This is a genomic window from Rhodococcus tibetensis (genome assembly GCF_024438035.1).
Lineage (GTDB): Bacteria > Actinomycetota > Actinomycetes > Mycobacteriales > Mycobacteriaceae > Rhodococcus_F > Rhodococcus_F tibetensis.
In genome coordinates, this window is record NZ_JANFQF010000019.1 from 113400 (window position 1) to 119675 (window position 6276).

Here is a 6276-nt window from a genome sequence, read left to right on the forward strand (position 1 = left end):
CGGGTCAGGCAGGGACGGTGGTGAGTTCGCGTAGCAGCTGCCGCACCCGGGCATCGAGGTCGTCGCGGATCACCCGGACGGTCTCGATCGGTTGGCCTTCGGGGTCGTCGAGGGCCCAGTCGAGATATCGCTTGCCGGGGTAGATCGCGCAGGCGTCGCCGCAGCCCATCGAGACCACCACGTCCGCGGCGGCGACGACGTCGTCGGTCAAGGGCTTGGGGTATTCGGCGCCCAGGTCCAGGCCGAGTTCGGTCATCGCCTCGACCACCGTCGGGTTGATCGCGTGAATCGGAGCAGACCCGGCGGAGCGGACGTGCACCCGCCCCTGGGCGTGGTGATCGAGCAGGGCGGCGGCCATCTGGGAGCGGCCGGCGTTGTGGACGCAGATGAACAGCACCTCGGGCACGTCCTTCGGCGCCGCACCGTGCGATTGCGCGAGGGCGGTGAGTCGGTCGGCGGCGAACCGGCCGGCCAGCGTCGTCAAATGGGTGTGAACCTTCGCGGTGCGGCGCAGCGCGGTGTAGGACTCGAAGACATAGCGCTCCACCGTCTGTGGGGAGAAGATGCCGGTGTACTTGGCGGCCAGGTCCGCGGCGGTGCGGTCGAGGATCGCTTGCGGCATCAGCAGTTCCGGTTGCGCCCGATGGATCTGGGAGCGCAGTTCCTCATCGAGCGGGTTCTCGGACACTAGAACTCCTTTGTCACAGAGGAAGATTCAGATGCGGGAATGAAACCGGCGGAGTGCGAGAAGCGGTTGCGCAGCGCCAGGGACACATACACGAGTCCGACGAGGACGGGCACCTCGATCAGTGGGCCGACGACACCGGCGAGGGCTTGGCCGGAGGTGGCACCGTAGGTGGCGATGGCGACGGCGATGGCGAGCTCGAAGTTGTTGCCCGCGGCGGTGAACGCGAGTGTGGTGGTGCGTTCGTAGCCGAGCCCCATCGCTGCTCCGAGGGCGTAACCCCCGCCCCACATGATCGCGAAGTAGGCGAGCAGCGGGATCGCGATCCGGACGACGTCAAGCGGGTGGGAGGTGATCTGCTCACCCTGCAGAGCGAAGAGGATCACGATGGTGAACAGCAGCCCGTAGAGGGCCCAAGGGCCGATTCTCGGGATGAACTTCGACTCGTACCAGGTACGGCCCTTCGCCTTTTCGCCGTAACGACGGGTGAGGTAACCGGCGAGCAGCGGGATGCCGAGGAAGATCAGCACCGACTTCGCGATCTGCCACGGTGAGGTGTCGATAGTGGTTTGCTCGAGGCCGAGCCAGCCCGGCAGCACCGAGAGGTAGAACCAGCCGAGGACGGCGAACATGATCACCTGGAACACCGAGTTGATCGCGACCAGCACGGCGGCGGCCTCCCGATCACCGCAGGCCAGGTCGTTCCAGATGATGACCATGGCGATGCAGCGGGCCAACCCGACGATGATCAGACCGGTGCGGTACTCGGGCAGATCCGGCAGCAACAGCCAGGCCAGGGCGAACATCAGTGCCGGACCGAGGACCCAGTTCAGTACCAACGAGCCGATGAGGAGTTTGCGGTCGCCGGTGACGGTGTCGAGTCGGTCGTAGCGGACCTTCGCCAGCACGGGGTACATCATGATCAGCAGGCCCAGGGCAATCGGCAGCGAGATGCCGTCGATTTCCACGGCGCTGAGGGCGTCACCGAGGCCGGGAATCATTCGGCCCAGCAGCAGACCGGCGACCATGGCGACACCGATCCACACCGGCAGAAATCGGTCGAGGGTGGACAGTTTGCCGACAACGGCGGGGTGATCGGTGGCAGCGACTTCGCTCATGCGGGCACCCCCGACACGCACGCCTCGGACGGCGCGACGGGCCCGCCCTCGGTCAGCAGCACGGCAGACAGTTGCTGCAGCGCGGACGGGATCACCCAGTAGTACACCCAGGTGCCGCGGCGTTCACAGTCCAGCAGTCCGGCGGAGCGGAGCACCTTCAGGTGGTGCGAGATCGTCGGCTGGGACAGGTCGAACGTTTCGGAGATGTCGCACACGCAGGCTTCACCGCCTGCGTGAGAAGCCACGAGGCTGAGCAGCCGCAGCCGCACCGGGTCACCGAGCGCTTTGAACATCCGGGCCAGATCCCCGGCCCAGTCCTCGGTCAAGGGCTCGCGTACCAGCGGCGAACAACACACACCGCTCTCCGACATTTGATTCGACATACGTCGATATTGACAGTGATCGAATCAGGTTGCAAACGAACATCCGGTGAACGAACCGAGGGGTAATTCAGTCGAGGGAGAGGGTCGCGGCGGAAGTCGAAGGAGTCCGCGGCGATCGCAGCCGATCCACCGGTGGTGGCGGTTCGCTCATGTTCAGCCTGCGGCGGCCGATCGGCGTTCGAGGAAGACGGTGTCGCGCCAGATCCCGTCGAGTTGGGCGATGCGCTCACGAACACCGATGGTGCGGAAGCCGGCCGAGTGGTGCAGGGCGATACTGGCCCGGTTCTCCGGAAAGATCGACGTTTGCAGCGTCCACACCCCGGCCTCGTCGGCGGCGATGACCTGGGTGCGCAGCAAGGCTTTACCGACGCCGCGCCCTCGCATGCCGTCGGCGACGTAGACGGAGTTCTCGGCTACGCCCTGGTAGCAGTCCCGGCCGGAGGTCGGGCTCAGCGCGGCCCACCCGACCACCGTGCCGTCGATCTCGGCGACCCACCGATGCCCGGGCAGCCATTGCGCGTCCAGGGCTTCCTGGGCGGGGACTTCGGTAGTGAAGGTGGCTGTGCGGGTGGCGATACCCTCACCGTAGATCCGGCGGACGTCGTCCCAGTCCTGCTCGGCCATCGGGCGCACGGTCACGTCCTCGGGGAGATCGCCCGGACAGCACGGGCGTGGGGTGAGCACCCCCATGACCGCGTCCGCGGCGTGCGGGAGTCCCGTGCAGCAGGACGGGTTGACCACGACAACGGTACTGGTCCCAGACTTGTGGACGGTGACGAAGCCGACGTCGGCGAGCTTGCGGACGTGGTGCGAGACGGTGGGCTGCCCGATCCCGAGTGCTTCGGCGAGCTCGCCGACCGTGATCCCGGCAGGGCGGGAGGCGACCTGGTGCAGCAGCCGCACTCGGGTGGGATCGGCCAAGCAGGCGAACCAACCGGCGTAGGTGGCCGCATCATCAGGCGCCAGCGCATCCGTACCGGTCGGGCTGGTGCTGCGCAGGATCGGCGCGTCCAGGGAAGTCATGCCCTCACTATATCGATATTCGTCGATGGTTGCATTCATCGATACACATCGATACTCTCTGCGGTAAGAGGATCGATGAGCGTCGATGAAAGGATCTCGAAATGAACACCTTGCCTGTAGTCGTAGTAGGAGCGGGACCGGTCGGCCTGGCCGCCGCGGCGCAGCTGCGTGAGCGCGGCCTGACCCCGCTGGTCTTCGAGCGCGGTCCAGTGGTTGGTGCGGCGATCGCGGAGTGGAACCACGTGCGGTTGTTCTCCGGCTGGGGAGAGCTGATCGACCCGGCCGCGCGCCGCCTTCTCGAGACCACCGACTGGGTGGCCCCGGACGACGACACGTACCCGACCGGCCAGGACTGGGCCGCGAACTACCTACAACCCGTCGCCGCCGCCCTCGGCGACATCGTGCAGCTGAACACCGAGGTGATCGGTGTTGCCCGCCGCGGTCGCGACCGGGTCGTCGACGCCGGCCGCGACACCGAACCGCTCTCGGTGCACGTCCGCCACGCCGACGGCACCGAGGACCGCGTCCTCGCCCAGGCCGTGATCGACGCCTCCGGCACCTGGGGCACCCCGAACCCTCTCGGCGGTGAAGGCCTGCCCGCGCGCGGCGAGAAGGCCGCCGCAAACCGGATCGAGTACCGGGTGCCGAACCTCGACGACCCCGAGGTGCGCGCCCGGTACGCGGGTAAGCACATCGTGATCGCCGGGAGCGGGCACTCCGCGCTGACCGCGATCGTGGCACTGGCCAACCTCGAGAAGCAGGCACCGGGCACCCGGATCAGCTGGGTGCTGCGCCGCGGCGACGCCGGATCCACCTTCGGCGGCGGCGAGACCGACCAGCTGCCCGCCCGCGGCGCCCTCGGGCTCCGCGCCAAGGCTGCCGTCGACGACGGGCTGCTGCGGGTAATCACCGGATTCCGCACCGCCACCATCGAATCCGACGATGGTGGAGGCCGTGTGACGTTGGTGTCCGACACCGGCGCCCGCATCGAGGACGTCGACCGGGTGGTGGTGCTCACCGGGTTCCGCCCCGATCTGTCCTGGCTCTCCGAGATCCGCCTCGGCCTCGACCCGGTGCTGCAGGCCCCGGTCGAATTGGCACCGTTGATCGACCCGAACGTGCACTCCTGCGGCACCGTCTACCCGCATGGCGTCGCCGAATTGTCGCATCCGGAGCCGGATGTGTTCCTGGCCGGGATGAAGAGCTATGGCCGGGCCCCGACCTTCCTCGCGATGACCGGGTACGAGCAGGTCCGCAGCATCGCCGCCGCCCTCGCCGGGGACCACGAGTCCGCCGCCCAGGTCGAGCTGACCCTGCCCGAAACCGGGGTCTGCGGCGGTGCCGGGGTGTTCGACGAACCCGACACCACTGCTGAAGCCGGGGAAACCTCTGGAGGGTGCTGCGCCGCTCCCGCCGCGCAGCTGGTCACCCTATCCGCCCCCAGCAGCGGATAACCGATGGCCGAGGCCACCACCCTGCCGCAGACCGCCTCGTCGATGGACCGGGGTGGTCTGCGGCGGATCCTGGCCGTGCTGTGTCTGACCGAGATCACCAGCTGGGGCGTCCTCTACTACGCATTTCCGGTGCTCTCGGTGTCCATTTCGGCCGACACCGGGTGGTCACTTCCGGTGCTCACCGCCGCGTTCTCCCTCTCCCAGCTCGCCGCCGCACTCACAGGCATCCCGGTCGGGCGGATCATCGACCGCATCGGCCCCCGGGCGGTGATGACCGCCGGATCTGTCCTGGCTGTTCCGGCTCTTCTGGTGGTCGCGGCCGCTCCGAATTTGCCGATCTTCTACACCGGATGGCTGGCCGCCGGCATCGCAATGGGCGCGGTGCTCTATCCGCCCGCGTTCGCCGCGCTGACCCGCTGGTACGGCGACGACTACGTCACAGCGCTGATGATTCTGACCCTGGCCGCCGGCTTGGCGAGCACAGTCTTCGCCCCACTGACCGCGGCGCTGGTCGATCGGTATGACTGGCGGACAACCTATCTCGTCCTCGCCGTCATCCTGGCAATTATCACGGTGCCCGGGCACCTGCTGGGGCTCCGCGGGCGGTGGCCGCACCCACCCGCCCCGACCGGGAGTCATCCGGTCGAGCACCGCGACGCCTCCCGCAGCCGCGCCTTCCTCGCCCTCGTGATCGCACTGTCGTTGGGGGCGTTCGCCGCGTTCGCCGGGGTGTTCAACCTGGTGCCGCTACTCATCGAGCAGGGCTTCTCCCCATCGCTGGCCGCGCTGACATTGGGGCTGGGTGGGGCCGGGCAGGTCCTCGGCCGCCTCGGCTACCTCCCGATCGCCGCCCGGACCACCGCCCGCACCCGCATCGTGGTGATCCTGGCCGCTACCGCCGCGAGCACGGCGTTGCTCGGGCTCGTTTCCACCACCGCCGCCTTGATCGGGGTGGCGATCGGCGCAGGGTTGGTGCGGGGAATCTTCACCCTGATCCAGGCCACCGCGATAACCGACCGGTGGGGCGCCACCCACTACGGGCGCCTGAACGGGCTGATGTCCGCGCCGGTCGTCATCGTCATGGCGCTGGCCCCGTGGGCCGGAACCGCGTTGTCGGCATGGACTGGCAGCTACGCCCACACCTACCTGATGCTCGCGGCCCTCGCTCTCGTCGCCGCCCTGGTCGCGGCCGCGAGCATGCCCACCGATCCGAATCCCTCCGACTTCGACTAAGAGCGTGTCTCATGTGGATGAAGTGATATGTGGGACACCTGTGACGCGTGGTAGATGAGTTGTCATTGAGGTTGGTTCCGGATGCGTTGTGGGAGACAGTAGAACCGTTGATTCCGCGTTTTGTCGCCCGGCCGCAGGGAGGCGGCAGTGCGCCGGCCGATGACCGGGGTGTTCGAGAATCTACATCGCGAGGTGCTCGATCGGCTCGGTAGCGCGGGCGAACTCGACTGGACGGCAGCGATCCTGGACGCGGCAAGCGTGCGGGCGAAAAGACATCCCATGAGCTTTGGGTGTCAAGCGGCAGCCTTCTCGACGTGATGTGCCCAGGCCGTCGTTTCGTCGTAGTGGGTGCGGGTCTTGAGGCATCCGTGCAGGATGCC

6 protein-coding genes and 1 pseudogene are annotated in these 6276 nt (G+C 67.8%); 3 read left to right on the plus strand and 4 right to left on the minus strand.

Going from position 1 to position 6276, the window contains the following annotated elements; all coding sequences use genetic code 11:
- Positions 1–4: 4 nt before the first annotated feature.
- The 4 genes from NOF53_RS20755 to NOF53_RS20770 form a co-directional block, all read right to left on the minus strand.
- Positions 5–688, minus strand: a complete 684-nt coding sequence (locus tag NOF53_RS20755; protein WP_255972224.1) for an arsenate reductase ArsC — start codon at positions 686–688, stop codon at positions 5–7.
- A complete protein-coding gene (gene arsB / locus NOF53_RS20760; protein WP_255972226.1) occupies positions 688–1803 on the minus strand; it encodes an ACR3 family arsenite efflux transporter in 1116 nt (371 codons plus the stop codon). Before arsB ends, NOF53_RS20755 begins: the two co-directional genes overlap by 1 nt.
- Positions 1800–2186: an ArsR/SmtB family transcription factor gene (locus NOF53_RS20765; protein ID WP_255972228.1), complete on the minus strand. Its 387-nt coding sequence runs from the start codon at positions 2184–2186 to the stop codon at positions 1800–1802. The genes arsB and NOF53_RS20765 overlap by 4 nt, the downstream gene beginning before the upstream one ends.
- Positions 2187–2339: 153 nt before the next feature.
- Positions 2340–3209, minus strand: coding sequence for a helix-turn-helix domain-containing GNAT family N-acetyltransferase (locus NOF53_RS20770; protein ID WP_255972230.1), 870 nt, complete (start codon positions 3207–3209; stop codon positions 2340–2342).
- Positions 3210–3310: 101 nt separating this feature from the next.
- On the opposite strand from NOF53_RS20770, the gene NOF53_RS20775 reads away from it, so the two are divergent.
- The 3 genes and pseudogenes from NOF53_RS20775 to NOF53_RS20785 all read left to right on the plus strand — a co-directional run.
- Complete coding sequence (locus tag NOF53_RS20775) at positions 3311–4663, plus strand: NAD(P)-binding domain-containing protein (RefSeq protein WP_255972233.1); 1353 nt, start codon at positions 3311–3313, stop codon at positions 4661–4663.
- Positions 4664–4666: 3 nt separating this feature from the next.
- Positions 4667–5896 carry an MFS transporter gene (locus NOF53_RS20780; protein ID WP_255972235.1) on the plus strand — a complete coding sequence of 410 codons (1230 nt, stop codon included), beginning with the start codon at positions 4667–4669 and terminating at the stop codon, positions 5894–5896.
- Between the two features lie 47 nt (positions 5897–5943).
- Positions 5944–6169: pseudogene (locus NOF53_RS20785) on the plus strand (IS5/IS1182 family transposase); the annotation flags it as partial.
- Positions 6170–6276 lie beyond the last annotated feature (107 nt).